This is a genomic window from Kribbella sp. CA-253562 (genome assembly GCF_050942265.1).
Lineage (GTDB): Bacteria > Actinomycetota > Actinomycetes > Propionibacteriales > Kribbellaceae > Kribbella.
Genome location: NZ_CP192049.1, coordinates 7,688,390 through 7,714,917, shown reverse-complemented (window position 1 = coordinate 7,714,917; position 26,528 = coordinate 7,688,390). Strand labels below are relative to the sequence as shown.

Annotated in this window: 30 protein-coding genes and 2 pseudogenes; 21 read left to right on the top strand and 11 right to left on the bottom strand. The window is 70.6% G+C overall.

Annotated elements, in window-relative coordinates; all coding sequences use genetic code 11:
* Positions 1–202 precede the first annotated feature (202 nt).
* From ACQPXM_RS36690 to ACQPXM_RS36675, 4 genes are all read left to right on the top strand, one after another.
* On the top strand, positions 203–961 hold the full coding sequence (locus ACQPXM_RS36690; protein WP_432942585.1) for an SDR family NAD(P)-dependent oxidoreductase: 759 nt from the start codon (positions 203–205) through the stop codon (positions 959–961).
* A 94-nt stretch (positions 962–1,055) separates the two neighbouring features.
* Complete coding sequence (locus ACQPXM_RS36685) at positions 1,056–1,883, top strand: alpha/beta fold hydrolase (protein ID WP_432942584.1); 828 nt, start codon at positions 1,056–1,058, stop codon at positions 1,881–1,883.
* 4 nt (positions 1,884–1,887) lie between these two features.
* The gene (locus ACQPXM_RS36680; RefSeq protein ID WP_432942583.1) at positions 1,888–2,451 is read left to right on the top strand and encodes an NADH-quinone oxidoreductase subunit B; all 564 of its coding nucleotides are present in this window, start codon (positions 1,888–1,890) and stop codon (positions 2,449–2,451) included.
* Positions 2,448–3,338, top strand: coding sequence for an NADH-quinone oxidoreductase subunit C (locus tag ACQPXM_RS36675; protein ID WP_432942582.1), 891 nt, complete (start codon positions 2,448–2,450; stop codon positions 3,336–3,338). The genes ACQPXM_RS36680 and ACQPXM_RS36675 overlap by 4 nt, the downstream gene beginning before the upstream one ends.
* Positions 3,339–3,365: 27 nt before the next feature.
* Here ACQPXM_RS36675 and ACQPXM_RS36670 read toward each other — a convergent pair whose 3' ends face one another.
* The gene (locus ACQPXM_RS36670) at positions 3,366–4,259 is read right to left on the bottom strand and encodes an SDR family oxidoreductase (protein WP_432942581.1); all 894 of its coding nucleotides are present in this window, start codon (positions 4,257–4,259) and stop codon (positions 3,366–3,368) included.
* Between the two features lie 80 nt (positions 4,260–4,339).
* Here ACQPXM_RS36670 and ACQPXM_RS36665 point away from each other — a divergent pair, with 80 nt between their 5' ends.
* Positions 4,340–5,290, top strand: coding sequence for a complex I subunit 1/NuoH family protein (locus ACQPXM_RS36665; RefSeq protein ID WP_432942580.1), 951 nt, complete (start codon positions 4,340–4,342; stop codon positions 5,288–5,290).
* Positions 5,291–5,299: 9 nt separating this feature from the next.
* Here the strand turns inward: ACQPXM_RS36665 and ACQPXM_RS36660 are convergent, their stop codons facing one another.
* Genes ACQPXM_RS36660 through ACQPXM_RS36645 form a run of 4 tightly spaced genes read right to left on the bottom strand, consistent with a single transcriptional unit; the run spans position 5,300 to position 8,761 of the window.
* On the bottom strand, positions 5,300–6,511 hold the full coding sequence (locus ACQPXM_RS36660; protein WP_432942579.1) for an ABC transporter permease: 1,212 nt from the start codon (positions 6,509–6,511) through the stop codon (positions 5,300–5,302).
* Entirely contained in the window at positions 6,511–7,173 is a 663-nt protein-coding gene (locus tag ACQPXM_RS36655; protein WP_432942578.1) for an ABC transporter ATP-binding protein, read from the bottom strand. Before ACQPXM_RS36655 ends, ACQPXM_RS36660 begins: the two co-directional genes overlap by 1 nt.
* Positions 7,170–8,201 (bottom strand): efflux RND transporter periplasmic adaptor subunit, encoded by a 1,032-nt coding sequence (locus ACQPXM_RS36650; protein WP_432942577.1) that lies wholly within the window; start codon positions 8,199–8,201, stop codon positions 7,170–7,172. The genes ACQPXM_RS36655 and ACQPXM_RS36650 overlap by 4 nt, the downstream gene beginning before the upstream one ends.
* A gap of 38 nt (positions 8,202–8,239) precedes the next feature.
* Positions 8,240–8,761 (bottom strand): hypothetical protein, encoded by a 522-nt coding sequence (locus ACQPXM_RS36645; RefSeq protein WP_432942576.1) that lies wholly within the window; start codon positions 8,759–8,761, stop codon positions 8,240–8,242.
* Positions 8,762–8,895: 134 nt separating this feature from the next.
* Between ACQPXM_RS36645 and ACQPXM_RS36640 the strand changes: the two genes are divergently transcribed.
* The 12 genes and pseudogenes from ACQPXM_RS36640 to ACQPXM_RS36585 all read left to right on the top strand — a co-directional run bounded on the left by ACQPXM_RS36640 (position 8,896) and on the right by ACQPXM_RS36585 (position 20,169).
* Positions 8,896–9,552, top strand: a complete 657-nt coding sequence (locus ACQPXM_RS36640) for a response regulator transcription factor (protein WP_432942575.1) — start codon at positions 8,896–8,898, stop codon at positions 9,550–9,552.
* Positions 9,549–10,847, top strand: coding sequence for a sensor histidine kinase (locus ACQPXM_RS36635; protein ID WP_432942574.1), 1,299 nt, complete (start codon positions 9,549–9,551; stop codon positions 10,845–10,847). Before ACQPXM_RS36640 ends, ACQPXM_RS36635 begins: the two co-directional genes overlap by 4 nt.
* A gap of 30 nt (positions 10,848–10,877) precedes the next feature.
* Positions 10,878–11,234 (top strand): YciI family protein, encoded by a 357-nt coding sequence (locus ACQPXM_RS36630; protein WP_432942573.1) that lies wholly within the window; start codon positions 10,878–10,880, stop codon positions 11,232–11,234.
* 73 nt (positions 11,235–11,307) lie between these two features.
* On the top strand, positions 11,308–12,501 hold the full coding sequence (locus ACQPXM_RS36625; protein ID WP_432942572.1) for an RNA polymerase sigma factor: 1,194 nt from the start codon (positions 11,308–11,310) through the stop codon (positions 12,499–12,501).
* A gap of 31 nt (positions 12,502–12,532) precedes the next feature.
* Positions 12,533–13,207 (top strand): isochorismatase family protein, encoded by a 675-nt coding sequence (locus tag ACQPXM_RS36620; protein ID WP_432942571.1) that lies wholly within the window; start codon positions 12,533–12,535, stop codon positions 13,205–13,207.
* Positions 13,208–13,218: 11 nt separating this feature from the next.
* A complete protein-coding gene (locus ACQPXM_RS36615; protein WP_432942570.1) occupies positions 13,219–13,977 on the top strand; it encodes a methylenetetrahydrofolate reductase in 759 nt (252 codons plus the stop codon).
* Positions 13,978–14,195: 218 nt separating this feature from the next.
* Positions 14,196–14,411: pseudogene (locus tag ACQPXM_RS36610) on the top strand (4Fe-4S binding protein); the annotation flags it as partial.
* 167 nt (positions 14,412–14,578) lie between these two features.
* Entirely contained in the window at positions 14,579–15,079 is a 501-nt protein-coding gene (locus ACQPXM_RS36605) for an NADH-quinone oxidoreductase subunit J family protein (protein ID WP_432942569.1), read from the top strand.
* Complete coding sequence (gene nuoK / locus ACQPXM_RS36600) at positions 15,079–15,414, top strand: NADH-quinone oxidoreductase subunit NuoK (RefSeq protein ID WP_077019124.1); 336 nt, start codon at positions 15,079–15,081, stop codon at positions 15,412–15,414. The genes ACQPXM_RS36605 and nuoK overlap by 1 nt, the downstream gene beginning before the upstream one ends.
* Positions 15,411–17,174, top strand: coding sequence for an NADH-quinone oxidoreductase subunit 5 family protein (locus ACQPXM_RS36595; RefSeq protein ID WP_432942568.1), 1,764 nt, complete (start codon positions 15,411–15,413; stop codon positions 17,172–17,174). The genes nuoK and ACQPXM_RS36595 overlap by 4 nt, the downstream gene beginning before the upstream one ends.
* Positions 17,171–18,721 (top strand): complex I subunit 4 family protein, encoded by a 1,551-nt coding sequence (locus tag ACQPXM_RS36590; RefSeq protein WP_432942567.1) that lies wholly within the window; start codon positions 17,171–17,173, stop codon positions 18,719–18,721. Before ACQPXM_RS36595 ends, ACQPXM_RS36590 begins: the two co-directional genes overlap by 4 nt.
* Entirely contained in the window at positions 18,718–20,169 is a 1,452-nt protein-coding gene (locus tag ACQPXM_RS36585; protein ID WP_432942566.1) for an NADH-quinone oxidoreductase subunit N, read from the top strand. The genes ACQPXM_RS36590 and ACQPXM_RS36585 overlap by 4 nt, the downstream gene beginning before the upstream one ends.
* Before the next feature lie 15 nt (positions 20,170–20,184).
* Here ACQPXM_RS36585 and ACQPXM_RS36580 read toward each other — a convergent pair whose 3' ends face one another.
* Together ACQPXM_RS36580 and ACQPXM_RS36575 are read right to left on the bottom strand one after the other, a co-directional pair.
* Positions 20,185–20,805: a hypothetical protein gene (locus ACQPXM_RS36580; protein WP_432942565.1), complete on the bottom strand. Its 621-nt coding sequence runs from the start codon at positions 20,803–20,805 to the stop codon at positions 20,185–20,187.
* Positions 20,806–20,814: 9 nt separating this feature from the next.
* On the bottom strand, positions 20,815–21,336 hold the full coding sequence (locus tag ACQPXM_RS36575) for a helix-turn-helix domain-containing protein (protein ID WP_432942564.1): 522 nt from the start codon (positions 21,334–21,336) through the stop codon (positions 20,815–20,817).
* Positions 21,337–21,404: 68 nt separating this feature from the next.
* Here ACQPXM_RS36575 and ACQPXM_RS36570 point away from each other — a divergent pair, with 68 nt between their 5' ends.
* Positions 21,405–21,848: a hypothetical protein gene (locus tag ACQPXM_RS36570; protein ID WP_432942563.1), complete on the top strand. Its 444-nt coding sequence runs from the start codon at positions 21,405–21,407 to the stop codon at positions 21,846–21,848.
* Between the two features lie 112 nt (positions 21,849–21,960).
* Here the strand turns inward: ACQPXM_RS36570 and ACQPXM_RS36565 are convergent, their stop codons facing one another.
* The 3 genes from ACQPXM_RS36565 to ACQPXM_RS36555 all read right to left on the bottom strand — a co-directional run bounded on the left by ACQPXM_RS36565 (position 21,961) and on the right by ACQPXM_RS36555 (position 23,351).
* On the bottom strand, positions 21,961–22,701 hold the full coding sequence (locus ACQPXM_RS36565) for a DUF5709 domain-containing protein (protein WP_432942562.1): 741 nt from the start codon (positions 22,699–22,701) through the stop codon (positions 21,961–21,963).
* A 63-nt stretch (positions 22,702–22,764) separates the two neighbouring features.
* On the bottom strand, positions 22,765–23,103 hold the full coding sequence (locus ACQPXM_RS36560) for a hypothetical protein (RefSeq protein WP_432942561.1): 339 nt from the start codon (positions 23,101–23,103) through the stop codon (positions 22,765–22,767).
* A complete protein-coding gene (locus tag ACQPXM_RS36555; protein ID WP_432942560.1) occupies positions 23,100–23,351 on the bottom strand; it encodes a hypothetical protein in 252 nt (83 codons plus the stop codon). Before ACQPXM_RS36555 ends, ACQPXM_RS36560 begins: the two co-directional genes overlap by 4 nt.
* A gap of 107 nt (positions 23,352–23,458) precedes the next feature.
* On the opposite strand from ACQPXM_RS36555, the gene ACQPXM_RS36550 reads away from it, so the two are divergent.
* Both ACQPXM_RS36550 and ACQPXM_RS36545 read left to right on the top strand, forming a co-directional pair.
* Positions 23,459–23,980 (top strand): GNAT family N-acetyltransferase, encoded by a 522-nt coding sequence (locus tag ACQPXM_RS36550; RefSeq protein ID WP_432942559.1) that lies wholly within the window; start codon positions 23,459–23,461, stop codon positions 23,978–23,980.
* Positions 23,977–24,387: pseudogene (locus ACQPXM_RS36545) on the top strand (aminoglycoside 6-adenylyltransferase); the annotation flags it as partial. The gene ACQPXM_RS36550 and the pseudogene ACQPXM_RS36545, both read left to right, overlap by 4 nt.
* Positions 24,388–24,573: 186 nt before the next feature.
* Here ACQPXM_RS36545 and ACQPXM_RS36540 read toward each other — a convergent pair.
* Positions 24,574–25,431: an arylamine N-acetyltransferase family protein gene (locus ACQPXM_RS36540; protein ID WP_432942558.1), complete on the bottom strand. Its 858-nt coding sequence runs from the start codon at positions 25,429–25,431 to the stop codon at positions 24,574–24,576.
* 74 nt (positions 25,432–25,505) lie between these two features.
* On the opposite strand from ACQPXM_RS36540, the gene ACQPXM_RS36535 reads away from it, so the two are divergent.
* Positions 25,506–26,525, top strand: coding sequence for a lactonase family protein (locus tag ACQPXM_RS36535; protein ID WP_432942557.1), 1,020 nt, complete (start codon positions 25,506–25,508; stop codon positions 26,523–26,525).
* Positions 26,526–26,528 lie beyond the last annotated feature (3 nt).

The window sequence follows — 26,528 nt, the reverse complement described above, 5'->3', positions numbered from 1 at the left end:
GCGCCGGGGCCGCGTCGGACGGGGCCGGGGGCCGGCGGGGCCGGCGCCCCCGGGGAGCGCGGACGCGGCGCCCCCGGGGAGCGCGGACGCGGCGCCCCCGGGGTGCGCGGACGCGGCGCGCCTGGCGAGCGCGCGGCGTGGTTGACCTAGAGCGAGGTCGAGCATCTAGCGTCGGCGGTCAGTCCGATCGGGAGGAGTTGTCGTGAGACGGTTCGAAGGCAAGGTCGCGTTCGTCACCGGTGCCGCGCACGGGATCGGGCGGGCGACTGCGGTCCGGCTGGCGGCCGAAGGGGCGTCGGTCGCGGTGGCCGACGTCGACACCGACGCGGCCGGGCAGCTCGCCGCCGAGCTGGCCGGCGACGGATCGGCGATCGCGCTCGCCTGCGACATCACCAGCCGGGACTCGGTCGACGCGGCGGTGGCGGCGACCGTCAACCGGTTCGGGCGGCTCGACGTACTGGCTCAAGTCGCCGGCCACAACCTCGCGAACCGGGAAGCGGTCGAGCCCGGCGACGCCCAGTGGGCCCGGCAGTACGACTTCACCTTCACCGGCGCGGTCCGCTGCATCGAAGCCTCACTGCCGCACTTGATCGCGTCCGGCTCGGGAGCCGTCGTACTGGTCGGCTCGATCAGCGGAGTGGTTGCCCTAGGCACCAACCCGTACGCCGCGGCGAAGGCCGGCCTGATCAGCCTGGTCGCCAACCTGGCGGCCGAGCACGGCCCGAGCGGCGTCCGGTTCAACGTGGTCGCGCCCGGCACGATCGCCACCCGGGCGTTCGCGAATCGTCCGGAAGCCCTGGAGGACCTGAAGGCGATCTACCCGCTCCGCCGGGTGGGGCAGCCCGAGGACGTGGCCGCCGCGGTCGCCTTCCTGGCTTCGAACGACGCGGCCTGGATCACCGGCATCACGCTGCCCGTCGAAGGCGGCCTGACCACCGGTCCGGGTCACCTCATCGGCTGAGCGCTCGCGGGCGTCCGATCGGCACACTTCGGCCTCTCCGCCCTGCGGTCGGCTGCCGCGCGTAGGGTCGGTACCTGTGCTGAAGAGTGCTGCTGTGGACGGATTCCAGCTGGCCTACGACCGGGTGGGCGACGGGCCTGCCGTCGTCCTGCTGCACGGCTGGCCGGGCGACCGGACGGACTACCGTCGTCTGGCGCCGATGCTCGTCGAGTCCGGGCGCCAGGTGGTCGTGCCGGACCTGCGCGGATTCGGGGAGTCGGACAAACAGGCAGCCGACAGCCAGTACGACGCGTTCGCGCAGGCGCGCAGTGTCGCCGGGCTGATCGAGGAGCTCGGGCTGGACCGGCCGGTGCTGGTCGGGTACGACGTCGGGAGCCGGGTCGCGCAGGCGGTGGCGAAGACGCGGCCGGAGCTGATCGATGGACTGGTCCTCGCGCCGCCGTTGCCGGGGATCGGTCAGCGGGTCTTCGGCGAGCAGGCGCAGCGGGAGTTCTGGTACCAGCCGTTCCACCGGTTGCCGGTGGTCGAGCAGTTGATCGACGGCAAGCCGGACGCCGTACGCGACTATCTGCGGCACTTCTGGACGCACTGGTCCGGGCCGGGCTTCGAGCCGGAGCTGGACCACCTGGTCGAGGTGTACTCCCCGCCGGGAGCATTCACCGCGTCGATCAACTGGTACCGCGCCGGTGCCGGCGCAGTGGCGACCTCGGCGGCCGAGGTCGCACCGGCGGCCGGCGAGCGGATCGGCGTACCGACTCGGGTGGTGTGGCCGGAGCACGACCCGCTGTTTCCGCGCGAGTGGTCGGACCGGCTGGAGGAGTTCTTCAGCGACGTGACGCTGCGGTTCGTCGACGGCGTCGGGCACTTCGCGCCGCTGGAGTATCCGGAAGTGCTGCTCGACGAGGTTCTGAGACTAGGCTGAGGCCATGGCTGATCACGCGGTCCACCTGCCGATGCCGACGGTGCGGCCGGCTGTGGGTGCGCTGGCGAAGCTGGCCCCCGAGCCGGTGCGGTACCTGCTGAACTGGGGACGCAAGTACTCGCTGTGGGTGTTCAACTTCGGGCTCGCCTGCTGCGCGATCGAGTTCATCGCGGCGTCGATGGGGCGGCACGACTTCATCCGGCTCGGCGTGATCCCGTTCGCGCCCGGGCCGCGGCAGGCCGACCTGATGGTGGTCTCGGGCACGGTGACCGACAAGATGGCGCCGGCGATCAAGCGGCTGTACGACCAGATGCCGGAGCCGAAGTACGTGATCTCGTTCGGCTCCTGCTCGAACTCCGGCGGCCCGTACTGGGACTCGTACTGCGTGACCAAGGGCGTCGACCAGATCATCCCGGTCGACGTGTACGTGCCCGGCTGCCCGCCGCGGCCGGAGGCGTTGCTGCAGGGCATCCTCAAGCTGCAGGAGAAGATCGCGGGCGAGAACGTCACCAGCCGGTACGAGCCGTCGGCGCGGGCGCTGACCCGCGGCCTGGTGGAGCCGAAGTGACCGACCAGCCGACGTCCGGCGAGCCCACGCGACCGGACTCCGGCGCTGCGCACCGGGTGGAGCAGCCGGGCGCCGGCACTGCGGCCGGTCCAGAGCAGCCGGACCCCGGCGCGGCGGCCGGTCCCGAGCAGTCCGGCGCCGGGCACATGCTGTCCGCGCTGACCGACGCCGGGATCGCGGCGACCGGCTCCGACAGCTTCGGCGTCGCGACGGTCGACGTACCGGCCGAGGCGTGGATCACCGCGCACGAGATCCTGCGGGACGAGGTCGGGCTGATCTTCTTCGACTTCCTCACCGCCAGCGACGAGCTGACCGACGGGTTCCGCGTGGTCACCCATCTGGCCGACTTCTGGGGCGGGGCGCACGTCGACCACGTGCTGGTCCGCACGCTGATCCCACGCGCGGGCGCCGCGCTGCCGACGCTGTCCGAGGTGTACGCCGGAGCGAACTGGCACGAGCGCGAGACCCACGAGATGTTCGGCATCGACTTCCCCGGCCACCCGAACCTGGTCCCGCTCCTGCTGCCCGACGAGTTCGAGGGCAACCCGCTGCGCAAGGAGTTCGTCCTCGCCTCCCGCGTCGCCAAGCCCTGGCCCGGCGCCAAGGAACCCGGCGAGTCCGACCACGCCCCCGCGGCCGCCAAAACCGGCGCCCCTTCCCGCCGTCGCACCCTCCCCCCAGGCGTCCCCGACCCCGACAGCTGGGGCCCGCGCCAACCGGGTTCCCCCGACCCGGACCCGTTGGCCCCCGCCCAAGCGGCGTCCACCCCCGCCCGCCCCCGCCGAGCCGCCGGCGAACGCAGAGTCCGCAAACAAGCCGAACCCACCCCGGCAACGGACTCCGCCCCGCCCGCCCCGGCATCGGAGCAGACGGACGGACAAGCCTGAGCGAACTCGCTCAGTCCACCGGTTCGGTCAGGTAGAAGACCTCTTCGCGGGAGAACTGCCCTTCGCCACCTCCTCAGTGGAGAGCACGCGGAAGGCGTCGCGGTGTTCGTGGGCCCACTGCTCGAACGTGCGGCCTGGGCGGCCGGTGAGTTCGGTGTACGTCGGCACGACCGGCTCGGGGTTGTCGACCAGCGACTGCCAGTACTGGATCGCGGGTCCGACGAACGCTTCGTCCGCGCCGGCGGCCAGCATCGCCTGCCGGGCCTGGTCGGCGGTTTGCTCCTCGACCCGGAGTTGTTTGCCGATCTCCGCGCCGATCGCCGCGATTTGCTCTTCCTGGGTCAGTATCCGCGGGCCGGTCAGCACGTACTTTTCGCCGCTGTGCGTCTCGTCCAGCAGCGTGAGCACCGCGATGTCGGCGATGTCCCGCTCGTGGATCAGCGACCGCCCGGCCTGCGGTGCGGGCATCGCGACCACGCCACCGTGGCGGATCTCGTCCGCCCACTCCAGCGTGTTGGCGGCGAACCCGCCCGGGCGCAGGAAGGTCCAGTCGGCGTCCGACTCGACCAGCAACTGCTCGACCTGACCCCACACGCCGTTCTGCTCCGCCGGCCGGCTGTCGTCGACGTTCATCGCCGATAGGTAGACCACCCGCGGCACCTGCTCGGTCAGCGCCGCGACGACCGGCTCCGCGCCGTCCACCGAGTACGACGGCCAGAGCAGGAACGCCGCCTCGGCTCCCGCGGCAGCTTTCCGCACCGCCTCCGGATCCGTGAGGTCGCCGACGACCAGTTCGACCTCGTTCGGCAGTCCCGCCGCCAACGGCTGCCGGACCAGTGCGCGGACGTCGGCGTCCGCTGCCAGTAGTCCGGCGACGACGTGCCGCCCGACCTTTCCGGTGGCTCCGGTGACCAGAATCATGTCCACTCCTTCGCTCGATGACGACCAGCCTCGGACCTGAACGATGGTTGAGGTCAAGCCGGAGTCGGTAGGGTGCGCTCATGCTCGAGTTCGTACTGCGGGTCGTCGGCGTGCTGGTCGCGTTCCTGGTCGCGCCGCTGGTGGTCGGTCAGGCCGAGCACAAGGTGATGGCGCACATGCAGTCGCGGCTCGGGCCGATGTACGCCGGCGGCTTCCACGGCTGGGCGCAGCTGGTCGCCGACGGGATCAAGTTCGTCCAGAAGGAGAGCGTCACTCCGGCCGCCGCGGACAAGCGGGTGTTCGAGTGGGCTCCGGTGGTCGCGATCCTGCCGTACATGGCGGCGATGGCTGCGATCCCGCTCTCCCCGGCACTGGTCGGCGCCCACCTCGACGCGGGCCTGTTCTTCGTGCTCGCGGTGATGAGCGTCGGTGTGCTCGGCTCGCTGATGGCCGGCTGGGCCAGCGGCAACAAGTACAGCCTGCTCGGCGGCCTGCGGGTCGCCGCCCAGCTGATGAGCTACGAGCTGCCGTTCGTCCTGTCGGCGGCCAGCGTCGCGGTCGCGGCCGGCACGCTGAGCCTCACCGGCATCGTCGACCAGTGGAACCCATGGTGGCTGCTCTGGCAGCTGCCCGGCATGGTGGTCTTCTTCATCGCCGGGCTGGCCGAGCTGCAGCGGCCGCCGTTCGACATGCCGGTGGCCGACTCGGAGGTCATCTTCGGCCCCTACACCGAGTACACCGGCCTGCGCTTCGCCCTCTTCCTGCTCGCCGAGTACGCCGGCATCGTGGTGCTCGCCGCGTTGACCACCGTGCTGTTCCTGGGCGGCTGGAGTGGTCCGGGTCCGGACTCGATCGGCTGGATCTGGTCGCTGCTGAAGATCGCGATCGTCTCGCTGGTGGTGATCTGGGTGCGGGTCGCGTTCCCGCGGCTGCGCGCCGACCAGCTGCAGAAGCTCGCCTGGCAGGGCCTGGTGCCGGTGGCGCTGATCCAGCTCGCGCTCACCGGCATCGGCGTCGTCATCTTTTCCTGAGTCAGCGATTCAAGGCGTCGCGAGCGCCTCGGTGGGCGACAGCCGCGAGGCCCGGATCGCCGGGTAGAGCCCAGCGACTCCACCGATCACCAGCGTCGCCCCGAAACCACCCACGACCGCCCAGAGCGGGATGACGGTCAGCCAGCCCTGGTACGCCGCGTAGCCGAAGGTCACCGCACTGCCCAGAGCGGCGCCGCCAAGCCCGCCAAGCGCCGACAGCAGCAGCGACTCGGTCAGGAACTGCGTCCGGATCTGGCCCCTGGTGGCGCCGAGCGATCGCCGTAGACCGATCTCCGCGCGGCGTTCGAGCACCGAGATGACCATGATGTTCGCGACGCCGACCCCGCCGACCAGCAGGGCGACCGCGCCGAGTCCCAGCAGCAGACCGGTGAAGGCCTCGCCCGCCGCCTGCTGGGCGGCCAGCGCGTCGGACGGGCGCGACACCTGGACCTCGTTCGGCGCCTCCGGGTTGGCCGTCGGCCCGAGCACCGCCCGGACCGACTCGACCTGGCGGTCGGCCGAGCGGGTGTAGATCTTGGTCGGGTGCCCGTCGAAGCCGAGCGTCGTACCGGCCGCGGGCCAGCCGATCAGGACGGCGGCGTCCAGCTCGGGCGCCAGCGCGGCCGGGGACAGGATCCCGAGCACGGTGAACCACTCGTCGCCGATCAGCACCTGGATGTCCGGTCCCGCGCGGTTGATGCCGAGGCGTTCGGCCGCGCTCGCGCCGAGCACGGCCGCCGGATAGGTCCCGGTCGCCGCGTCGAGCCACCGGCCGCTGCGGACCGTGCCGCCGATGGTGTCCAGCAGGTTGGTCCGGGCGGCGTACGGGACGATGCCGTTGGTCTCGACGTCCGGGATCTTGTCGCTGCGGTAGACGTTCGCGTCGTCGACCCGGCCGATCGCGGACTGCGCCTGGACCGGCCCGATCCGGTCGACCATCGACTCGGCCGCCAGCGGCAGTTGCGCCTGCTCACCGGTCAGCCGGGTGCCCGGTTCGACCGTCAGCAGATTGGTGCCGAGGGCATCGAGTGTCGCGTCCAGCTCGGCCCGCGACGACGAGGAGATGCCGACCACGGCGACCATCGCGGCGATCCCGATCGCTATCCCCAGCGCGGACAGGAACGCGCGCAGCGGCCGGGTCCGCAGGCCCACCGCGCCGACCTTGATCACGTCCCCGGGCCACAGCTTGGCCGGCCGGAGCCCTTCGCCGCGCCGCGTCATCAGTGCACCTCCGCGGTGATCCGGCCGTCGCGCATCTGGATCTGGCGCGGCAGCGAGGCGGCGATGTCGCGGTCGTGGGTGATCACGACGACGGTCGTGCCGGCGGCGTTCAGGTCCCGGAACAACTGCATGACGCCGGCACCGGACTGCGAGTCGAGCGCGCCGGTGGGTTCGTCCGCGAGCAGGACCGCGGGCTCGCCGGCGACCGCCCGGGCGACGGCGACGCGTTGGCGTTCACCACCGGACAGCTCGTGCGGCTCGTGGTCCAGCCGATGGGCCAGCCCGACCCGCTCCAGCGCCGCCGCGGCCCGTTTGCGCCGCTGCGCCGCCCGCAGGCCGGAGTACAGCAACCCGTCGGCGACGTTGTCGACAGTTCGTACGCCGGACGCCAGGTGGAACTGCTGGAAGACGAACCCGATCCGGCTCGCGCGCAGCGCCGACAGGCCGGCGTCGGACAGCTTCGCGACGTCGTACGAGTCGATCCGGACGCTGCCCGAGGTCGGCCGGTCCAGCGTGCCGAGCACGTTCAGCATCGTCGACTTGCCGGACCCGGACGGCCCCACGATGGCGACCAGTTCACCCTGGTCGATCCGCAGCGACACCCCACCGAGCGCCGCGACGCCGCCGGCGTACACCTTGGTCACGTCGGTCAGCTCGATCACTTCGGCACCCCTACCGCGAGGCCCGCCTTGATCCCGGAACCGGAGATCTCCACCCGGCCGCCCGCGAACAGGCCGGTCTTCACCGGCACGTACCGGGTTCCGGTGTCGTCGCTGACCTCGACCCCGAACCCGCCCTCGCTGAGCGCGAGCAGCGCGGCGACCGGGACGGTCAGCACGTTCTTGCGTTCGGACGCGGTGAACGTCACGTCCACCGAGGCGGTCGGGTAGTTCGCCAGCGCCTTCTGGTTGTCGATGGCAACGATCACCTCGAGCTCGGTGGTCGCCTCCTGGTCCTGGCCCGACGCCGGCACGACCACGGTCGACACCTTCTCGACCCGGCCCTCGACCGTGCTGTCGTCGGGCAGCGTGACGTCGACCACGGCGCCCTTCTTGGCCAGCCGCAGATCGGCCGCCTCGAGCGTGACGGTGACGGCCTTCTTCGTGCCGGTGTACCTGAGCACCGGCTGCCCGGGACCGATCTGCGCGCCCTCCTGGGTCTGCACGCTCTCGACCCGGACCGGGCCGGCCGCGAACAGCACCTGACCCAGCTCGACACTGCCGGTCTCGGTCAACCCTCGGTCCTCCTGCCACTGCTCGACGGCCTCGGCGGTGTTCGACGTGTACTCGTCGTCGACGGTGAACCCGTCGTACCCGAGCGCCTCGAGGTTCTGCTCGAGCTGGAGGACGTCGGGCCCCTCGCTGCCGGTCGTGAGCCGCCGGTACGCCGGCAGTGCGCCGTACAACAAGGTGGTCGGCTTGTTGTCGATCGAGTACAGCGGCTGCCCGCGGTGGAACTGCTGACCGCTCTCCGGCACCCCGGTGATCGTCCCCGGCGTGCGGGCGGAGGCCGTGCTGGTCGTGCCGTAGCCCAGCTCGCCGTCCGCGCTCTCGGTGTCCTTCAGCGTCTGCTGCGTGACCTTCGCGGTGTTGACCGGTGCGATCGGACCGGACTGGTCGGCTGCCTGGCTGTTGTCCGTACGGGTGAGCAGGACGGCAGTCAGCACTCCGCCCGCGGCCAGCAGGGCCACGGCGGTCAGAGTGGTCCTGCCGCGACGGCGACGAGGCATCACCTGCCTGCCAGGATGCTCTGACAGGCGGCCTGCGCCTTCTCCAGGTCCGGGTCGCTGCCGGCCTCCTTGTCGATCTGGATGCCGCGCTGGCCGGGCTTGGGGTCCGGGAACTTCTCCACTCCGTTCTCGCGCATGCACTCGGCGAACTTGCGGCCGTTCGCCTCCTGCTCCGGGTTGGGCTTGCTGTCGGCCTGCGGGTTGTACTTGCGGCAGGCCTCCATCGCCTGGTCGACCTTCTCGCGGCTCATCCCGGACTCCGGTCCGAACTTGAGCATGATGCCCTTGCCCGGTTCGGGGTCCTTCACGTCCAGCCCGTTCTCGCGCAGGCACTGGGCGAACTTGACGCCCATCTCGTCCTGGCTCAGGTTCTGCGCCGCGGCGTCGTCGCCGCCGGCGCTCGCCTCCGGCTGGGACGCGCCGCCCGAGGCCACCCCCTCGGTCTCCGGCTCGGCGCCGCAGCCGGTCAGGGTCAGGGATGCCGTCAGGGCCACCGCGGCCAGCAAGGACAGTCGTCTCATGGTGTCTCCTCGAACGGGGTTCGGTTTCGCCCCAGCCAAGCCAGCGGGGCGTTTCCGCACCGTTTCGGTGTTCGCAAACACCGCGGAAACAGCCGATCGGTGATGATGGGGACAACGGCGGAAGGCGGCGAGGCGTGCGGGTACTGGTGGTCGAGGACGAACCGTTGCTGGCGGCAGCGATCGCGGAGTGGTTGCGGGACGAGGCCCACGCGGTCGACATCGCCCCGGACGGCGCCGCGGCGCTGGAGCGCCTGGACGTCAACGAGTACGACGTCGTCGTGCTGGACCGGGACCTGCCCGTGGTGCACGGCGACGAGGTGTGCCGCCGGCTGGTGGAGTCCGGGTCGTCCACCCGCGTGCTGATGCTGACCGCCGCCGCCGCGGTCACCGACCGGGTCGAGGGGCTCGGGCTGGGCGCCGACGACTACCTGACCAAACCGTTCGCCTTCGCCGAGCTGGCCGCCCGGGTGCTGGCGCTCGGCCGCCGCAGCCGGCCCGCCGATCCACCCGTGCTGCGGCGTGCCGGGCTGACGCTGGATCCCGCGCGGCACGAGGTGTTCCGGGACGGGCGGTACGTGCCGCTGTCGAAGAAGGAGTTCGCCGTACTGGCCGAGCTGCTGCGGGCGGACGGAGCGACCGTGTCGGCGGAACAGTTGCTGGAGAAGGTGTGGGACGAGCACGTGGACCCGTTCACCGGAGCGGTCCGGCTGACCATCCTCAAGCTCCGCCGCAAGCTCGGTGAGCCCGGACTGGTCGACACCGTGACCGGTGTCGGGTACCGGATCCCATGAAGCGGCTCACGCGGAAGCTGACGCTCCGGGCCCGGTTGACCCTGATCTACGGCGGGATGTTCGTGGTGGCCGGGATGCTGCTGCTCGGTGTGACGTATGCGCTGTTCAGCCAGCAGTTGGGCAAGGAGCAGCGGGTGCTCGTGCGCGGGACGTTCCAGCCGCCGCCCGTCACCGCGACCACGACGCCTGGTCCGACGCCCTCGCCGGGCGCGACGCCCTCGCCGGGTGCGACGCCGGGCCCGGGCACGACCCTGCAGCCGAGGCCCAACCAGCTCTTCGTGCTCAACCAGGACGGCGACGTACTGACCGGCCCGGAAGCCGACCGGGTGATGGAGGAGCAGCGCCGCACCGTGAAGGCGGCCGCGACCAAGTCCCTGCTGGTCCAGGGCGGCATCGCACTGGTACTGGTCGGCGGGCTGGCGGCCGGCTTCGGCTGGCTCGTCGCGGGCCGGGTGCTCGCGCCGCTGCACCGGGTCACCGACACCGCGCGCCGGATCGCCGCCGCCCCCGCCGCGGGCCGCGGCCTGCACGAACGGATCGCACTGGACGGCCCGGACGACGAGGTGAAGAACCTGGCCGACGCCTTCGATACGATGGTCGAGCGGCTGGACCACTCCTTCGACGGGCAGCGCCGGTTCGTCGCCAACGCCTCACATGAGCTGCGAACGCCGCTGACGCTCGGCCGGGCGCTGGTGGAGATCGCGATGCACCGCAAGACGGCCTCGCCCGACGTCCGGCAGCTCGGCGAGAGCTTGCTGGAGATCAACAGCCGGCACGAGCAGTTGATCAGCGGGTTGCTGGTGCTGGCCGACTCGGAGAAGGCGCTCACCGCGGTCTACCCGGTCAACCTGGGCGACGTGATCACCCACGTGGTGGCCCAGCTGACCCGTGAGGCGACCGCGGCCGGCGTACGGGTGACTGCTGATCCGCAGGACGCTCCGACGGTCGGCGACGCGCTGCTGCTCGAGCGGCTGGTGCACAACCTGGTCGAGAACGCGGTTCGGCACAACGTGGCCGACGGCTGGGTGCGGGTGACCAGCCGGGCGGTCGCCGGTGAGCGGGTCGAGGTGGAGGTGAGCAACACCGGGCCGGACGTTCCGCCGTACGAGGTGGAGGGGCTGTTCAAGCCGTTCCGGCGGCTGGGCGAGGACAGGATGGTGGGGGCGAAGGGAGCCGGGCTGGGGCTGTCGATCGTGCGGTCGGTGGCGGAGGCGCACAGTGGGACCGTGCGGGCTGTGCCGCGGGACGGCGGCGGGCTGACGATTGTCGTGTCGCTGCCTGTCGATCCGGGCTGAGCCCGTTCGTGTAGTGGGTAGAACACTCACTTGGAGGTCGAGATGGCGCAGTACCTGCTCAGCATCTACCAGCCCGACGGCGTGGTGCCGGACGAGGAGTTCCTGGCCCCGGTCATGCGGGAGTTGGCGGTGTGGAACGACGACCTGCGGGCGGCGGGCGCGTGGGTCTTCAGCGCCGGGCTGCACCCGCCGGAGTCCTCGACGGTGGTGCGGCAGCAGGGTGACGAGCTGCTGGTGACCGACGGGCCTTACACCGAGGGCAAGGAGCACATCGGCGGCTTCACGGTGATCGACGTGGAAGACCTGGACCAGGCGCTGGACTGGGCCCGCAGGCTGGCGAAGATCCTGGTCGCCCTGCCGGTGGAGGTCCGGCCCTTTGCCGGCTGAGGAATCCGGGAGAGCCGGCCGCGCGGCAGAGCCGGCCGCCGGCGGCGCGAACACGCGCGGCGGAGCGGCCGCGGTGTCCACGGCGGACGTCGCGGACGTGTTCCGGCGCGAGCACGGGCGGGCGGTCGCCGTACTGGCCCGCACGGTCGGTGATCTCGACATCGCCGAGGACGCCGTCCAGGACGCGTTCGCGACCGCTGTCGAGCGCTGGCCGCAGCAAGGGCTCCCACCGAGCCCGGCGGGCTGGATCATCACCACCGCGCGCAACCGGGCGATCGACCGGCTCCGCCGCGAGGCGGCCCGTGAGGACAAGCAGGCTCAGGCGGCGCTGCTGCACGCCCAGGACGATCCAGTGGAGGAGGGCCCGGTGCGCGACGACCGCCTCCGCCTGATCTTCACCTGCTGCCACCCGGCCCTGGCGCTGAACGTCCGGGTCGCGCTCACCCTCCGCCTGCTCGGCGGACTGAGCACAGCCGAGATCGCCCGGGCGTTCCTCGTCCCGGAGCCGACGATGGCGCAGCGGCTGGTCCGGGCCAAGACGAAGATCCGCACGGCGGGCGTCCCGTACCGGATCCCGTACGACGCCGATCTGCCCGAGCGGGTCCGCGGCGTCCTGGCGGTCGTGTACCTGATCTTCAACGAGGGGTACGCCGCGTCGTCCGGTGACGACCTGATTCGCAGGGACCTGTGTGACGAGGCAATCCGGCTCGGCCGGGTCCTGGTCGAGCTGATGCCCGACGAGCCGGAGGCACTCGGCCTACTGGCGCTGATGCTGCTCCAGCAGTCCCGCAGCCGAGCCCGCACCTCACCCGACGGCCGGCTGATCCCCCTGCCCGAGCAGGACCGCCGGCTCTGGGACCAGCAGCTCGTCGCCGAGGGCCAGGACCTCGTACGCCGCTGCCTCCGCCGCGATCAGCCAGGCCCCTACCAGCTCCAGGCAGCCATCAACGCCGTCCACAGCGACCCGCCCACCGACTGGTCCCAGATCGTCCAGCTCTACGACCACCTGCTCACGCTGACCCCGACACCCGTCGTAGCGCTCAACAGAGCCGTCGCCGTCGCCGAACTCCACGGCCCCGCCGAAGCCCTCGCCCTGGTCGACGCCCTGGACCTCGACACGTACTACCTCTTCCACGCCATCCGAGCCGATCTGCTGCGCCGCCTCAGCCGGCCGGCCGAAGCCGCGACGGCATACGAGAAGGCGCTGGCTCTCACCGGCAACGCCGCCGAACGCAGCTTCCTGCAGCACCGCCTCGCCGAGCTCTGAGGTGTCGGTGGCGGGTGGGAAGGTCTACGGCATGACGACGCCGAAGCTGCACGACTGGATGATCGAGGAGCGGGAGTACCTGCGGCAGGAGAGCCGTCGCGGCAAGCGGCACGCGTACCAGCACCTCACACCGGCGAAGACCGCGCTCGTCGTCGTCGACATGGTTCCGTTCTTCTTCACCGACGGGGACTACGAGCGTGGCGTCGTGCCGCAGATCAGCACGCTCGCCGACAGCCTGCGCGCCGCCGGCGGGACCGTTGCCTGGGTGCTGCCCGGATCGACCGAGCCGTCGGCGGTGACGATCGAGTTCCTCGGTGACGAGATCGCCGCGGTGTTCAACGCCTCCGGCGGGACCGGTCCGCTGCGCGACCGACTGTGGCACGAGTTCACCGTGCACGACGAGGACCTGCTGGTGGAGAAGACAGCCGCCAGCGCGTTCTTTCCGGGGCGCTGCGATCTGCCCGGGCTGCTGACCGAGCGCGGGATCGACACGGTGCTGATCACCGGCACGGTCGCGAACGTCTGCTGCGAGTCCAGCGCACGCGACGCGAGCACGCTCGGGTACCGGGTGGTGATGGTGGCCGACGGAGTCGCGGCTCGTCGGGACAAGGACCTGAATGCGACCTTGCACACCGTCTACCGGACCTTCGGCGACGTCCGGCCGACCGGCGAGATTCTCGGGCTGCTGGCCTCGGGCAGTCAGTAGGGTCGTCGGTCATGAAGTCCTTCGAGCTGATCTGCGAGGTGGAACCGCCGACCCGGCCGGATCTCACCAAGGTCCGGCACCAGATCGGGGTGATGAGTCCGATCGCGGACGGGTTCCTGATCCCGGACAACCACATCGGCCGCGCGACCGTGTCGAGCGTCGCGGTGGCCAACGAGGTGCAGGCGATGGGCGCGCGCGGGATCGCCTGCCTGAACTCGCGGGACCGCAACCTGCTCGGCTTGCGGCGGGACCTGCTGACGGCCGCGGCGTACGGGGTGGAGCAGTTCCTGTTCGTGCACGGGGACGATCCGAGCGAGGGCGGCCGGACCAGTCAGCTCACCGTGCGGACGATGATCGACGAGACTCGCTCGACCAGCTTTCCCGGCTGTGGCCCGTTCCAGGTCGGCGCGACCGCGCGGCTCGGCAAGGTGCCGCGGTGGAAGGCCGAGGCCGACTTCCTCTACGTGCAGGTGAGCTTCGATCTCGACGAGCTGCTGCGCTGGCGCGAGAGCGTCGACCTGTCCATCCCCGTGTACGCCGGGGTGATGGTGCTGGCCAGCGCGAAGATGGCCCAGAACCTGGCCGGCCTGTCCCAGCTGGCGATCCCCGACGCCCTGGTCGAGGCGGTCGAGCGGGACCGCGACGCCGGGGTCGACGCGGCCTGCGAGCAGGTGCTGCGGATCCGCGACAGCGGCGCCTTCGAAGGGGTACATCTGGTCCCGGTCAGCCGGTACCGGCAGGTCGCGGCCCGGCTCGAACGCGAACTCTGACGCCTGCTCGCGCCGTAATCGGCCCGGACCGGTTAGTGTCAGCGTGTTGCAGCTCGCGTCGACGCATGGACGGAGGAGGAGGCGTGGCACTACCTGGCAAGGGCCTGATCGACGGCCTGAAGGTCACCGCGAAAACGCTGTCCCGCCGTGCCGTCACCGAGCAGTACCCGGACGTGCAGCCGGAACTGCCACCGCGCAGCCGGGGCGTGATCGCCCTGATGGAGGAGAACTGCACGTCCTGCATGCTCTGCGCCCGGGAGTGCCCGAGCTGGTGCATCTACATCGACTCGCACACCGAGACCGCGCCGTCGGTCGGTGAGCAGGCCCGCGAGCGCAGCCGCAACGTGCTGGACCGGTTCGCGATCGACTTCAGCCTGTGCATGTACTGCGGGATCTGCATCGAGGCCTGCCCGTTCGACGCGCTGTTCTGGTCCCCGGAGTTCGAGTACGCCGAGACCGACCTGCGCAACCTGACCCACGAGAAGGACCGGCTGCGCGACTGGATGTGGACCGTGCCCGCGCCGCAGCCGATCGATCCGGGCGCGAGCGTCGTCGAGCCGGCTGATCCCGAGCCGAACCCCCCGTCACGCGGGAGCGGCGCGTGACCACTGCGCTCTTCGCCGTCGCGGGAGCGGTGGCGCTGTTCGCGAGCATTCTGGTCGTCACCTCGCGCCGGATCGTGCACGCCGCGCTCTGGCTGGTGGTCGCCCTCGGCGCGGTCGCCGGCTGCTTCGGCGCGCTGCACGCGGAGCTCGTCGCGCTGGTACAGATCCTGGTGTACGTCGGCGCCATCGTCGTCCTGGTCCTCTTCGCGCTGATGCTGACCAAAGCGCCGACCAACCCGCTGCCGGCCCTGACCACCCGCCGCAGCCCGTTCGCCGCGGTCGTCGCCGGTGCGCTCGCCGTCCTGCTCGGCACCGGCGTCGTGATTGCCTTTGGCAACGAAAAGATCGGTCCGGTACCGGACGGCTCGGCCGAGGCGGTCGGCACGGCGGTGTTCCGCACCTGGGTGCTGCCGTTCGAGGTCCTCTCGGTGCTGCTGCTGGCCGCGCTGATCGGCGCGATCGTGCTGTCCCAGCGGCCCCCGAAGAAGGAGGACTGATGCCACTCGTCCTCCCGCTGCTTCTCGCCGTCGCGCTGTTCTGCCTCGGCGTGTACGGCGTACTGGCCCGCCGCAACGCGATCACGATGCTGATGTCGTTCGAGCTGATGCTCAACGCGGTCAACCTGAACCTGATCGCCTTCGACGCCTGGCGCCTCGACGGCCTGGCCACCGGGCAGACGCTGGCGATCTTCGTGATCACGCTGGCCGCGGCCGAGATCGGCCTCGGGCTGGCGATCGTGCTGCTGCTGTTCCGCGGCCACGGGCACGTCGACGCCGACGCGGCCCGCGACCTGCTGGAGACCGCGGACACGGCGAAGGAGATCGATCGGTGATCGCGACGACCTGGCGCGTGGTCGGCGTCGGCTTCTCGCTGCTGGTGATCCTCAGCGCGATCCTCCTGTCCGGCGTGGAGCCGCAGGTCACGTCGTTCCCCGGCACGGGCGCCGGCGCGGCGTACTGGACCTTCGACCTGCGCACCGACGACCTGACCGTGCTGCTGCTGGCCGTCGTCGGCGTGGTCTCGGCCTGCGTCCAGGTCTACTCGATCGCCTACCTGCACGAGCGCGCCGCGTCGTACACGGCACTCGTCACGCTGTTCACCGCCGCGATGGTCACGGTGGTGATCGCCGACAGCCTGTTCCTGCTGCTGATCGGCTGGGAGGTGATGGGCGCCTGCTCGTACCTGCTGATCAGCCACTACTGGGAACGCCGCGACGCCCGCTCCGGCGCGATGAAGGCGTTCTTGATCACCCGGCTCGGCGACGTCGGCTTCCTGTTCGGCATCTTCGTGCTCGGCCTCGGCTACGGCACCTTCCGGATCTCCGAGCTCGGCGCGGGCGACATCTCACCGGCGGCGCTGACCACCGGCACGATCCTGCTGCTCGTCGGCGTGGTCGGAAAGTCCGCGCAGGTCCCGCTGCAGACCTGGCTCCCGGACGCGATGCCCGGTCCGAGCCCGGTCAGCGCCCTGATCCACGCGGCCACGATGGTCGCCGCCGGGGTCTTCCTGATCGCCCGCCTGTACGACGTGTTCGTCGCGGCCGAGACGACGTTGACCGTGCTGGCCGTCGTCGCCTGCGTGACGATGCTGTTCGCCGCGCTCTGCGCGATGGCCGCGGTCGAGGTGAAGCGAGTGCTGGCCTGGTCGACGGTGAGCCAGCTCGCGATCATGTTCGCCGGCCTCTCCCTCGGTACGGCGGACGGCCGGCACGCCGCCCTGTTCCACCTGGTCACGCACGCGGCGTTCAAGGGCTTGCTGTTCCTCTGCGCCGGCGTCCTGCTGCACCAGGTCGGCAGCGCGGCCTTTGTTGTCCTGCGGCGCTACACGCGCCGCGGCGTGCTGCGCAAGGCGATGCCGGTGACGTTCGTGACGATGACGATCGGGCTCGCGGCGCTGGCCGGCGTACCGGGGTTCGCCGGGTTCTTCTCCAAGGATTCGGTGGTCGAGGCTGCCTGGCACCACGCGCGGGACGGCTCGACGGTCGGCTGGTTCGTGCTGGTGTCGGTCTGCCTGACCGCTGTGCTGACCGCGTTCTACTGCGTCCGGCTCTGGCTGTGGATCTTCTTCCGGACCCCCGCGCTGGCCGGCGCGCTCGGCGCGTTCCAGGACGACGACGCGATGGCCGACGCCGAGGACCCTGACTTCTCCAAGCTGCGCGACGGCTCCTGGCTGATGCGCGGGCCGCTGGTGCTGCTCGCCGTCGGCGCGATCGGGCTCGGCTACGCCGACGGCCTGCACCTGAACTGGGCGATCGCGGGGGTGACGACCGTACTCGCGGTGCTCGGCGCGCTTCCGGCGTACTCGCTGTGGCGGCGGGGGGCCGACCCGCGGCCGGTGGTGCTGGAACACGAGTTCGGCGCAGACGCGGCGTACGGGAAGGCAGTGGTGGTCCCGGTGCGCTGGTTCGCGAAGCTGGCCGTGCTCGGCGACCGGGACGTGATCGGCGCGTACGTCCGAGCGGCCGGTCGCGCGGGAACGCTGGCCTCGCAGGGCTTCCGGCTGCTGCAGACCGGCAACGTGCAGACCTACCTGACCTTCGCGGTCGCCGGAGTGGTCGCGCTGGCGATCCTGGCGGGGGTGATCGGCGCGTGAACGGCGTCCTGCTGAGCATCCTGACGCTGCCGGTACTCGCAGCGCTGGCGTTGTGGGCGTTGCCGTCGTCGACGGCGGACCGGATCGCGGCGCTGTACGGGTCGGTGATCTCGGGGCTGGTGCTGATCGGGTCGGTGGTGCTGTGGGTCGACTTCCTCCGTCCTTCCCGCGCGGTGACACTCGAGGCGAGCTTCGTCGATCCCGGCGACCGTGGATCGGTGCCTGGGCGGCTGCACGCGTTCGCCGAAACCGACCTGACCTGGATCCCGGCGCTCGACGTGCGTTTCCATCTGGCCGTCGACAGCATCTCACTGCCGCTGATCATGCTGACCGCGCTGCTGGTCTTCCTCTGCTGCCTCTACTCCCTGCGCATCACGCCACGCATCGGCCGGACCCGTTCGCTGATCGCGCTGCTGCTGGTGATCGAGACCGGCGTGATCGGCACCTTCGCCGCCGCTGACCTGATCCTGTTCTTCCTGTTCTTCGAGGTCGTGCTGATCCCGATGTGGCTGGTCATCGACATCTGGGGCGACCACCACGACCCGGCCGGCCGGCGGCGCGCGGCGACCACGTTCGTGCTGATGACCGTGCTCGGCTCGGCCGTCATGCTGGTCGGGTTCCTGCTGCTCTACCGCAGCTCCGGCACCTTCGACCTGGAGCTGCTCGGCCAGAACCCGGTCACCGGCGGCCACGGTACGGCGCTCGCCGCGGCGATCCTGATCGCGCTCGGCCTGGCCGTGAAGATGCCGCTCTGGCCGCTGCACATCTGGCTTCCGGACGCGCATGCGAAGGCCCCGACGGTCGGCTCGGTCCTGCTGGCCGGCGTCCTGCTGAAGCTCGGCAGCTACGGGCTGGTCCGGGTCCTGCTGCCGGTCCTGCCCGACGCGACCGCGACGATCGCGCCGTACCTGGCGGGTTTCTCGACGGTGGCGATCGTGGCGGGCTCGCTGGCCTGTCTGGCCCAGACCGATGTGAAGCGGCTGATCGCGTACTCCTCGGTCGGGCACATGGGCTTCATCGGGCTCGGCATCGCGACGATGTCGCCCGAGGGCGTTGCCGGAGCCCTGTTCGCGAACATCGCGCACGGCCTGATCACCGGCCTGCTGTTCTTCCTGGCCGGCGCGATCAAGGACCGCCACGACACCAGCGACCTGCGCGCGATCGGCCGGGCGCTCTACGCGCGACTGCCACGGATCAGCGCGCTGCTGACCTTCGCCTGCCTGGCCTCGCTCGGGCTGCCCGGGCTGGCCGGGTTCTGGGGCGAGATGCTCGCGCTGATGGGTGCCTACCGACCGGCCGACGGACTGCCGCGGACGACGTACCTGGTGATGATGGTGATCGCCGGGCTCGGCACGGTGCTCACCGCGGCGTACTTCCTCCGGCTGATCCGCAACCTGAACCAGGGCGACCCGGCCGAGCACCCGGCGACCGCGTTCGCCGTCGACCTGAGCCGGATCGAGTTCGTGACCTGGGCGCCGCTGGTCGTACTGACCGTGGTGCTCGGGGTGTGTCCCTGGCTGCTGCTCGACCACTGGACGTTCCTATGACGATGACCTGGACCGACTGGCAGGCGATCATCGTCCCGCTGGTCCTCGCGATCGGCGCGGTCGCCGTACTGATGGTGGACGCGTTCTGGGGTGCGGGTTCGCGGAAGTGGCGGCATCTGAGCGTTTCGCTGGTCAGTACCGGTGCGATCCTGTTCGGCCTGGGCTACGTGGTCACGCAGCAGAACCAGTTCCGGCCCGGGTTCTGCCGTACCGCCGTCGAGGGACCGGCCGAGTGCAGCCTGATCTTCGAGCCGCTGACCGCCGGGCTGTGGGCCGTGCTACTGGTCGGCGGGCTCGGGGTCGTGTGGTTGTCGGCGTACCGGTTGCTGGATCGGGACATTCCGGTGGGGGAGTACCACTTCCTCCTGCTGAGCGCGCTGACCGGCGCGACCGTGCTGGCCGGGGCGCGCGATCTCGCGACGGTGGTGATCGCGCTCGAGGTGGTGTCGCTGCCGAGCTTCGCGATGGTCGCGCTGCGGCGTGACAGGCGCGGCTCCGAGGGGGCGCTGAAGGCGTTCCTCGTCTCGGTCCTGTCGACCGCGGTGATGCTGTTCGGCATCTCGTACCTGTACGGCGTGACCGGCACCCTCTACCTGCAGACCCTCGCCGCCCGGGTTTCTGGTCTCGACCCAGATCTGCGCCGGGTCGCCTTCGCCGCCGCGTTGTTCGTCCTGGTCGGCTTCGCCTTCAAGATCGCGGCGGTTCCCTTCCACGGCTGGCTTCCCGACACGTACGCCGGTGCGCCGGTCGAGGTCGCCGCCTTCCTGGCGGTCGTCTCGAAGTCCGCGGGCGTCGCCGGTCTGCTCGTCCTGGTCATCTACGGCATCGCCCCCAGCGGCGTCGACCTGCGCACCGCGCTGGCGATCCTCGCCGCGCTCACGATGACCGTCGGCAACCTCGCCGCCCTGCGCCAACGCGAAGCCGTCCGCCTGCTCGCCTGGTCGTCGATCGGCCAGGTCGGCTTCCTGCTCGCGCCCTTGGCCGTCGGCGACGCGCAAGCCGTCGTCGCGTACCTGGCGGCGTACGTCGTGGTCACCCTCGGCGCCTTCGGCGCGGTCGCCGTCGTGCAACGCCATCGCCCGGCCGGCCTACTCACCGACTACCAGGGCATGCTCCGCTCCGAACCGGGTCTCGCCGCTGCCCTCGTCTTCTTCCTCGTCGTCCTAGCCGGCCTGCCCCCGGGCCTGGCCGGTCTCTTCACCAAGCTCGCCGCGTTCCAGTCCGTCATCGACTCCAACCTGCTCTGGCTGGCCGTCGTGATGGCCGTCAACGTGATGATCGGCCTCGCGGTCTACCTCCGCTGGATCGCCGAACTCTTCCGCGCCCCGACCGAAACCCCGTTCTCGGTCAACATCGAGAACTCGGCCGTCACGGTGATCACCACGTGCACGGCGGTCGCGGTGGTCTTCTCGCTGCTACCGGCCACGCTCTTCGCGCTTCTCAGCTGAGTTCTCCTCAACTGATCAGTCGGGAGCACCCAGCCGCGGCGCGTTCGGGTGGTACTGCCGTTGCCGTTCCACCGGCGCGTCGTCGAAGTCCCCGGCGCCGTTGACCACCTCGCCAACGCCCACCTGTAGCCCGCGCGCCTTGCCGAAGCCCTTGAGGACCGCGCCTCGGTGGTCGGGGTCAGGGTGAGTCAGGTCGGCTCCGCCTGCGAGGACAATGTCCTGGGCGGTGATCTGGCCGAGCACCTGGCAGCCGATCCCGAGCTCTGCCGGCGCGATGAGCAACGCCCCGCTGCTCAGCCGGGCGCTGTCTTCGATGACCACTTCGCCGCCGGAGGCCACCACCCGCGCACCGCCCTCGCCGATCCTCGTGTCGTTGCCGATGACAACAGATCCACCGTCCAGCACCGACACGAACGTTCCCGGCAGCAGCGTGTTCCGGTCGCCGAGCACGCACTGCCCGCCCTCGGCGCACTCGATCACCACCCCGGGATACAGAACGTTTTCCTTGCCCAGGACAACCCGGCTGCCGATCAGCACCGAGTACGGATCGAGCACCACCGTTCCCGACTCGGCCAGTTCCAGAACTTCGGCGACCGTGCGCAGTCCACGGTCCCGCCGCTGCTGGTCTGTGATCACCCGGCGACCTTAGTCCGGCACGATGATCGTCGAGAGCACCCGCCGGGTGCGATCGGCGGCGTCCGGCTTGCCGGCGTACCGGGTCAGCAGTTCGCCGTACGCCGTGACGAACTCGGCGAACTCCTCGTCGGACAGGTTCAGCGCCGTCTGGCGGAAGCTGATGCCGTCGGCCAGCGGGTCGATCTCGTCGCGCGTCAGGTACTGGTCGAGGTGACCGCCGATGCCCGCGACGAAGACGGTGAACATCGTGCGGAGCCGGTCGTGGTCGACCTCGGCGTTGTCGGCGTCGCGCGCGTTGGTGTTCAGGGTGTAGGTGCGCTCGATCGCGCCGCGGACCTGGTGCTCGTCGGACACCATCAGCACGCCCGCCTTTACCAGCACGCCGACCTGGCGGTACAGGGTGGTCGTCGCGACGTCGGGCAGCGACTCGGCCAGCTCGCGCGTGGTCAGCGAACGGCCGATCAGCAACTGCACGATCCGCCAGCGCAGCGGGTGGTGCAGCAGATCGACCAGGGAGGTGGACGTCGCCATCTGGTGGATTGTTTCCAATCTTGGTAATGTTTCCATTATTGGGAACAGTCTAGGAGTGGAGGTCCGGCATGGCGACAGTACGTGCGAACGACGCCGCGGTGACGGTCGACCTGAAGTGGTGGGAGCGGATCTTCGCCGCCGGCCGGCCGCGGCTGGTGGTCCCCACGGGGGTGATCGCGCGAGCGAGCGTCGTCGACCAGCCGACCCGCTGGACCGCGACACCGGGCGGCCGCTCCGGGATCGTCGTCACCGGCGTGCTCAAGATCGGTCGTTGGGGCCTTGGTACCGGCATGCGGTATTTCGTCAGCACCCGCCGCAACCGCCCGGCTCTGCGCCTCGAACTGACCCACGAAGGAGCGGACCTCACCGGATACGACGTCGTGCTGGTCAGCACCGCGGACGCGGCCGCTCTCGCCGACGCGCTCACTTCCGGGTCCCGCACGCCTGAAACGGGTAGCTCCGAACCCGCATCCACCAGCGGGTCACCTGGCAACGCGGACGTGCACCACTGACCAACCTCCTCCAGAGCCGCTGAATTGAGTCGGTCCACGCCTGAAGAAGGGCATCGAAGACCGCTTGGTCAGTGGTGCACGTCCGCCCGTTCGACGTTCAGAGCAGCCGAGGTCAGCGTTCCTCGTGCATCGCCGCCTCTTCAGCGGTGAGCCCGCCGGTCGAACCACTGTCGGACGCGATCTCCGTGCCTTCGCGATCAGGATGCGCGCCCTCATCGGGCGTCACCAGTCGGCCGGGGTGCTCTTCGATCGCATCGACCACACCGAGCTCGGTCGGGTCCGCCACAGTCGGTTCAGGACCGTCCAACTCGTCGGAATCCGTCAGATCAGCACCGGTCACATCCACCAGCCCATCACCCGGTACGCCGGTCAGTTCGCCCTCCGGATCCGGTCCGTCAGCATCCGCGTCCACACTCTCCGACTGCGAGCCGCCAGCCGGTCCCGAAGCTTCCAACCCCGCCCCAGCTCCCGGTACGCCGGTGACTTCGGCCACGCTACCCTCCGCGAGTTCGTCCGGCTCGATGGTGTCATCACCAGGATCCACCCGATCTGACACGTTGGCCGGATCGGTCGGGTCGTTCGGATCGGCGGCTTCGGCGTACGGGTCGGGCTCCGGCTCTTCCCGGTCGAGCCGGTCCGCGAGCGGTTCGGCGGTCGACGCTTCGGCAGGCGTCGTGCCGTAGTCGAGCGACGCGACGGGGTGGTCGGCCGGCAAGGCGGCCGGGTCCGGTCCGTCGGCGACCCGGGCCGACTCGGTGTCGTCGTACGCCGACGAGTCGTCGTCCGCGGTACCGGGCAGCCCCTCGGCCTCCGGGTCGACAACCGGCCTGGACTCGTTCTGCGCTTCGGACACCGGAACCTCCTGCTGGATGTACGTCGAATGGGGTGGTCTTTGCGAACGTGAGCCCGGCCGGGATTACCTCGGCTGAGCCGGGTTCGTCGGATCGCCGTGCGCCGGAGGATTCACCGCCGGCCCCGGTTCGGCGCCGACAGATGCATCACTGTCCGGTGATCCCGCGACCTCGGGTTTCATCGCGTCGGGCGAACCGCTGGTGGGTTCGGCGCCCTCGCGGAGCTCGTCGCGGCGATGCTCGAGCAGTTCCAGGACGAGGATGCGCTGGCCGTGGTTGCGCTCGTACCCGATCAGCTGTTCCAGCTGCTGGATGTCGAGCGACCGCACCCGCGCGGCCAGCGATCCGAACGGAATGTGGTCGAAGTCGGGCAGCGGCAATGCGCCCTGCGGCGGAGTGCTCACGACCGGCCACCCGCCTGCCCGGACTCGTCGGTGAGCTGGCGATCCTCGCCCGCGGCATCGTCCGGTGCCTCGACCCGGTCGCCGTCGGAGTCCTCGTCCACCCGCAGCGTCTCACCGGCCGAGTCGACGATTTCCGACTCGCTGGGATCGGCCGACACCCGGACGTGGTCGTCCACCGAGTTGACCGCCAGCGCGCTCGGATCGACGTCGTCCACGGTCGGTCGGTAGTCGTTCTCGGACTCGCTCATCGTGCTGCCTCGCTTTCGGTCGACTCGCCTCGGTAGGTCCCAGGTGCCCAGCCCCATCCCGTGAAAACCAGCCGGACCGAGCCCCATCCCGGCGCTAGTCTCAGGTGATGATCGAAGCGCTCGACCCCACGGCCGGGCTGTCGTGTTCGGACGAACTGCGGCACGTCTACCTGGCCGCTTTCGGTGCCCCCGGCTACGACGAGGACGCGACGGCGGCCGAGCGGTTCGCCGCCGAGCAGCTCCCCACGCACGCCGGCCGAGCCGGCTTCAGGCTCGTGGTCGCCCGGGACCCCGACGGCGAGCTCACCGGCTTCGCGTACGGCTACACCGGTGAACGCGGCCAATGGTGGTCCGACCGTCTCGTCGAGACCGCACCGGAAATCGCCGACGAGTGGGTCGGCGGCCACTTCGAGTTCGTCGAGCTGGCCGTCGTCCCCGCAGCCCAAGGGCAAGGCCTCGGCGCCGCGCTCCACGACGCCCTGATGGCCGACCTCCCGCATGCGAAGGCGCTGCTCAGCACGTACGCCGACGACCGCCCGGCCCCTCGCCTGTACCGCCGCAAAGGCTGGCAGCTCCTCCTCCCCGACCTCACCCCGACGTCGGCCCTCTACGGCAAGAAGCTCCGATGAACCGCGACCAGTTGCTCGCCTGGGTGACCGAGCAACTGCACAACGATCAGCGCGTCCGCGGGCTGTGGATCACCGGCAGTACGGCGCGCGGTACCGACGACGAGTTCAGTGACCTAGACCTGCTTGCCGTCGTCACCGACGAAGACCGCACCAACATCGCCACGACGTGGGTCGCCAAGGTCGCGAAGTCGATGCCGCTCGTCCACCATCAGCTCCTGGACTTCGGCCCGACGGTTGTCGTCAACCACATCGTCGGCGACGACTGGCTCCGCTTCGACCTCACCTGCGGACCGGCCGATACCCTCCGCACCCGCTCGCAGCACACCGCCAAAGTCGTCTTCGACCACGACGGCCTCAACAGCGCCCTCCCCGCCGAAGCCCCACCGACCCGCCCCTCGCCGGAGGTGATCGCCCGACTCGTGCCCGAGTTCTTTCGCGTAGCCGGTCTGCTTCCCGTCGCGGTCGGCCGAGCCGACTACGTCGTGGGCGCGTCCGGTTCGGCGCTGCTGCAAACCCTGCTCGCCCCCGATCACCTCCGCCTCCTCGAAGACCTGCCGCCGATCACGCCGCCGACTGGCGCCCCTCTGGTCCTCTCAGCCGGGGTTGGCCACGCGCGCCAAGTAGTCGTCGTACTGCTGCACGACCCGGCGCCAGAGCTGGTCGCGCTGCGCCGGGCCGAGGTGGGGAAGCGGGAGCTGGAAGACGTCGGCCAGCAACTCGTAGTACTCGGTCTGCGTCTCCAGCACGGTGGTGTCGATGCGGTCGGCAAAGGTTTCGGCGAGTTCCCGCGAGCGCAGCGCGAGCACGCTGTCGGGGCGCCGCAGGAAGACCGAGGCCGCACGCACGAACGGCGAGTCGGCTGCCGTCGAGAGGTGGGCATGCCGCTCGGCGAAGTCGTCCAAGGTGGCCGGCGCGGACTCGAAATCCATCCCGACGATCACGCTGCGCGCGTCGTGCTCCAACCGCCAGCCCGCGGTGACCGACGACGGCCCCAGGCGGAAGTCGTACGGCATCTGCCGGGTCGCCCCCACCTCCAGCGGCAACGGCTCGAGCAGCCCGTCGCCCAGACCGGCATCGACCAACCAGACCTGCTCCGGCGCCTCGGGCAGGTCCGTGACGGTCAGGACGAGATGCGTGCTGTCGACCCGCGCCGCCGGAACCGACCGGGTCTGGACGCCGCCACGGTGCATCGTCACTTGGTACCCGAGCTCGCTCAGCAACAGCGCGAACGCGCCGTTCATCTGGAAGCAGTACCCGCCGGCCTCCCGCGCGATCATCCGGGCGGCGACGACCCGCGGATCCAGCGGCCCACCGCCGCCGAATTGGTACTGCACCGACTCGTACGGGATCGACGTCACGAACGCCCGGTGCAGCACGAACAAACCCTCGGCGCTCGGCCCCGCGGGAGCCCGGTCCAGGCGGATCCGCTGGAGCAACGCCGTCGTGGTCATGGCAGCGAGCCTACGACGCGCTGAATGCTGGATCGCCTGATGCCGCAGGAACGGGGACCTGGCAGGGTAGGGGCATGACTTCGGAGCGGATCTATGTGGGCAGCTACACCAGCCAGGACGGTGGCGGGACCGGAATCGCGGTCGGGACCGTCGAGCAACTGGTGGTCGCGGTCGAGACGCCGGATCCTTCGTTCCTGACGCGTTCGGCCGACGGGCGCTTCCTCTACGCGACCAACGAGCTGGACGCCGGACGGGTGAGCGCGTTCGCGGCCGCTGACGACGGGTCGCTGGTGTTGCTCAACGACCAGCCGACGGAGGGGGCGCACCCGTGCCACCTCGCGATCGACCCCTCCGGCAACTACCTGCTCAGCGCCAACTACAGCTCGGGTTCGATCGCGATCCACCCGATCGCCGCGGACGGCTCGCTCGGCGAGGCGACCCAGATCCTGCAGCGCGAGGGGACTGGCCCGAACGCCGAGCGCCAGGAAGGCCCGCACTCCCACCAGGTCACCTTCGACCCCGCGGGCGAGTACGTGTTCGACGTCGACCTCGGCTCGGACTCCGTGCACGTCTCCACGCTGACCGAGGACGGCCGGCTCGCAGAGGTCAGCCGGCTCCAGGTCCACCCGGGCGCGGGGCCCCGGCACCTCGTCTTCCACCCGGCCGGCGGGGCGGCGTACGTGATCAACGAGCTGGACTCGACGCTGACCGTCTGCAGCTACGCCGACGGCAAGCTGGCCGTCACCCAGACCGTGTCGACCCGGCCGGACGGCGCCTCGGGCGAAAACGCGCCGGCCGAGCTGCTGATCACCCCCGACGGCCGGTACCTGTACGGCTCGAACCGCGGCGACAACACGGTCGCGGTGTTCGCCACCGACGCCGACGGCCTCGGCGTCGAGCTGATCCAGACCATCGGCTCCGGCGGCACCTGGCCGCGACACCTTGCCTTCAGCAACGACTTCACGCTGCTGTACGCCGCGAATGAGCGCTCCGACGCCGTCGCGGCGTTCACCGTCGACCAGTCCAGCGGCGCCCTCACCGCAACGGGGACGCCGCTGTCCTGGCCGAAACCGGTCTGTGTCCTGCCGGTGTGACGT